The following is a 3,535-nucleotide window of genomic DNA, read 5'->3' as shown; positions in this document are numbered from 1 at the left end:
GCAAGCCAGATCCAGCCTCCGGTTGTACCTGCTTGCCGATCGCTGCTTCCAATTCATCCCGCGATATTTCGCGCCCGCGATCGAGATTTTGAGAATCATTGAGCAAGATCAGGCGATCGATCTCGGGAAAAGCCAATAGATAAAATAGTAACTGAACGATCGGTACCTCGATCGCCAGAGAATTAGCTAACACTCCACCATTAAATTTCCCCACATCTTCAACATTAATAAAAGCGTAAATAACATTAATTTCTAGACTGGGTTTTTGGCGATTGCTGAGGGTAGTTACGACCCATTCACCCTGTGGACTCTGGCAAATATAATATGTCGTCTGAGGTAAAGTCTCCGCAACTTGTCGTAAAGTCGGCGCGATCGCCATCACGCTCGTCCGGCTCCCCTCATCTGGAGCACCATTAATTAACGCTTCTACCTGTCGATCTAAAGTCATCTGTAAAAATATATATGCATGAATTTATGGATCTGTAGGGGCGGGTTTGCGGCGCGCGCTCTGGAGGTTTCCTCCAGGTTTAGCGCGACAAGACAATGCTAGAAGTTGCTGACTAGCACTACAAAATCTGAACAAACCCGCCCATCCTCACCAATATCTGTCGCTCGATCCCTTCTAAAAAGATCTTAAATGGGTTCGTACAAACTCATTACATCCATAATCGATAAGCGCGATTGTACCCCCAGATCCAGCGGTGAAATATGCCCCCGATTGAGATGTTCGGCAGCAGCACACCCGATCATCGCCGCATTGTCCGTACAATATTCCAGCGGTGGAAATAATACCTTAATCCCTTTTTTACTCGCCGCAGCGGCAAGCGTGGATCTAAGTCCGCGATTGGCAGCCACGCCACCACCAATAACGATCGTCCCCAACCCATAATCGAGCGCACACGCGATCGCCCGTTTGGTAAGCGATCGCGCGACGCTATGTTGGAAACTTGCGGCAATATCGGCGATCGGTAACTCCTTGCCCTCAGCCTGCAATTTCTGAGTCAACCGCAGCACCGCTGTTTTCAAACCGCTAAAACTCGAATCATAGGGATGAAACCCGCCTCCAGGTAGGGAAATATTGCCCTCTGGCAAGGGGTATAGGGTTGGATTGCCTTGACTGGCCAATCGATCGATGACAGGGCCACCAGGATAGCCGAGATTTAATAATCTAGCGACTTTATCAAAGGCTTCTCCTGCCGCATCATCGCGGGTCGCACCCAGTTCGGTATACATTCCACAATCTTTGACATGAATCAGGCTGGTATGTCCGCCCGATACCAACAAACATAGGAACGGTGGTTTCAATTCTGGCGCGCTCAGATACGAGGCGTAAATATGTCCTTCCAAATGGTGGACGCCGATAAATGGCTTGTCATGGACGATTGCCAGGGTTTTTGCCGCACTCATCCCGATCGCTAGCGCGCCCACCAGTCCTGGTGCGACAGTGGCCGCAATCCCGTCAATCTCCGACCATTTCAGGCCAGCTTGGTCGATCGCCTGCGCGATAATATCGTTAATGGTGAGTAGATGTTGGCGCGAGGCAATTTCGGGCACCACACCGCCATATTGAGTATGAATTGCGATTTGCGAGGCGATGACACTGCTGCAAACTTTACGATTGTTTACGATAGCCACCGCAGTTTCGTCACAACTTGTTTCAATTGATAAAACGGTTGTCATTAGCTGCTAATTTTAAAGATGAAAATAGAGTTAAGTTAGGTTAGCGATCGGGTGGGTGTAGCTATTGATTCAAGTAACGCACCAACTCAAATAGCGGGCTTGGCGATCTCAATTTTTTGCTAAGAGAGGCATTTGCCACTAATTGGCACAAGGCCACTAATCTCTACAGTATCAACGATCTTTGGCGATCGACATCCAAGTTCGCTGAAGATTCCCAAAAGACTATTATAGTTTTTTTACCAAATCAGATCTGCCAGCAGATTCTAGATTTTGGAAATAAAACTTTTTGTTTTGTTATAAAAGGAAACAATCATTATGCAAAAACTGTTGGCTTTTGTCTTTGCCATCTGTCTCTGGTTCAACTTTGCGCCATTAGCATCGGCATCAGAAGTAGCCGGACTCGTTCGTTGTGGGGATTCTCCTGCGTTTCAGCAACGTGCGAAAATGGCACGGAATACCACCGACGACCCCGAATCGGGCAAACACCGTTTCGAGCGTTATTCGCAAGCTTTGTGCGGCCCCGAAGGACTGCCACATCTGATTGTAGACGGACGACTCGATCGCGCAGGTGACTTCTTGATTCCTGGCATTCTCTTTCTCTACATTGCCGGTTGGATTGGTTGGGTCGGTCGCGCTTACGTGATTGCCATCAAAAAAGACGAAAACACCGAAGAAAAAGAAATTATTATCGATGTACCTTTGGCAGTGAACTGCATGTTGGGCGGATTCGCTTGGCCTGCTGCGGCACTAGGTGAATTTACCTCTGGTAAATTAGTTGCTAAAGATAGTGAAATAACAGTTTCTCCTCGGTAATTTCACTCGATCGATCGCAGTACCGATCCTCAGTCGTGCCATAAAATTTTAGTTAATAGTCCGCAGTAATGTAGACAGAAGCTGAAGTTTTTATCGATCGAACCTCGAACTTCACCAAACACCCTAATTTTTAGATTCTGGAGCCACTCCATGCAACATTTCACCAGGTTTTTATCTACTGCGCCAGTTTTGGCAGCAGTTTGGATGACATTTACGGCTGGCCTTTTGATTGAATTCAATCGCTTTTTCCCTGACTTGTTATTCCACCCATTGCAATAGTAGGCATTAGGCTTTAGGTATTAGGTATTAGGTGTTAGGTATTAGGTCAAGATTGGGACGCAAACGTCCCTAAAGCCTAGAGCCTAAAGCCTAAAGCCTAAAGCCTAAAGCCTAAAGCCTAATTTCTTTCCCCTTAATTTAGTTGAGAGGTTATTCATGGCTACTCGCGTTCAAGCTGTCAGCAGTCCCAATCCTGAAGTTAGCAACTTAGCTACTCCAGTCAACGGTTCGGGCATCATTCAAGCTTTCATCAGCAATTTACCGATTTATCGGGCAAATCTATCTCCCCAACGTCGCGGTTTAGAAGTAGGCATGGCTCATGGCTACTTCTTGCTCGGCCCCTTCACCCTTTTGGGTCCCCTCCGCCATACCGACCAAGCATACCTCGCTGGATTGCTCTCGACGATCGGATTGGTGGTAATTCTCACTGTCTGCCTATCGATCTATGCTAGCGTGAATCCCGCACCACCATTACCTAGTGTGGCTGCTCCCATTGCACCTAGCAATATCAAAGATGGCAAAGGTTGGAGTGAATTTACTACTGGTTTCCTAATTGGTGGAGCTGGCGGTGCTGCGGTTGCTTACTTATTGGTAGCAAATCTGCCCGTGCTCAGTAGTTTTTCGATTCTAGCTAACTAGATCTAGATCTTAAAATTAGTCGATCGAATTACTAATTAAATTTAACTATTAGTCTCGATCGATCTTCAGTAATATCTTTTTTACCCTATCTTCAATTAGAAGATGGGGTAATTTCATCTTTAGA

Annotated in this window: 5 protein-coding genes; 3 read left to right on the top strand and 2 right to left on the bottom strand. The window is 46.6% G+C overall.

Features of this window, described 5'->3' with window-relative positions; genetic code table 11:
• Together RMO84_RS10830 and tsaD are read right to left on the bottom strand one after the other, a co-directional pair.
• Window positions 1-448 (bottom strand): hypothetical protein (locus tag RMO84_RS10830; RefSeq protein ID WP_310488472.1); only part of this gene is annotated, 448 nt, incomplete at its 3' end.
• A 185-nt stretch (window positions 449-633) separates the two neighbouring features.
• Window positions 634-1,680 carry a tRNA (adenosine(37)-N6)-threonylcarbamoyltransferase complex transferase subunit TsaD gene (gene tsaD, locus RMO84_RS10825; RefSeq protein ID WP_310488471.1) on the bottom strand — a complete coding sequence of 349 codons (1,047 nt, stop codon included), beginning with the start codon at window positions 1,678-1,680 and terminating at the stop codon, window positions 634-636.
• A gap of 315 nt (window positions 1,681-1,995) precedes the next feature.
• Here tsaD and RMO84_RS10820 point away from each other — a divergent pair, with 315 nt between their 5' ends.
• The 3 genes from RMO84_RS10820 to RMO84_RS10810 all read left to right on the top strand — a co-directional run bounded on the left by RMO84_RS10820 (window position 1,996) and on the right by RMO84_RS10810 (window position 3,411).
• The gene (locus RMO84_RS10820; RefSeq protein ID WP_310488470.1) at window positions 1,996-2,493 is read left to right on the top strand and encodes a Photosystem I reaction center subunit III; all 498 of its coding nucleotides are present in this window, start codon (window positions 1,996-1,998) and stop codon (window positions 2,491-2,493) included.
• Window positions 2,494-2,643: 150 nt separating this feature from the next.
• Entirely contained in the window at window positions 2,644-2,772 is a 129-nt protein-coding gene (gene psaJ, locus RMO84_RS10815) for a photosystem I reaction center subunit IX (protein ID WP_396135829.1), read from the top strand.
• Between the two features lie 156 nt (window positions 2,773-2,928).
• Entirely contained in the window at window positions 2,929-3,411 is a 483-nt protein-coding gene (locus RMO84_RS10810; RefSeq protein ID WP_310488469.1) for a photosystem I reaction center subunit XI, read from the top strand.
• Window positions 3,412-3,535: the final 124 nt, after the last annotated feature.

The organism is Chamaesiphon sp. VAR_69_metabat_338 (assembly GCF_031423935.1).
Taxonomy (GTDB): Bacteria; Cyanobacteriota; Cyanobacteriia; order Cyanobacteriales; family Chamaesiphonaceae; genus Chamaesiphon.
The sequence above is the reverse complement of the archived record's forward strand: the minus strand, read 5'-3'. Positions and strand labels throughout refer to the sequence as shown.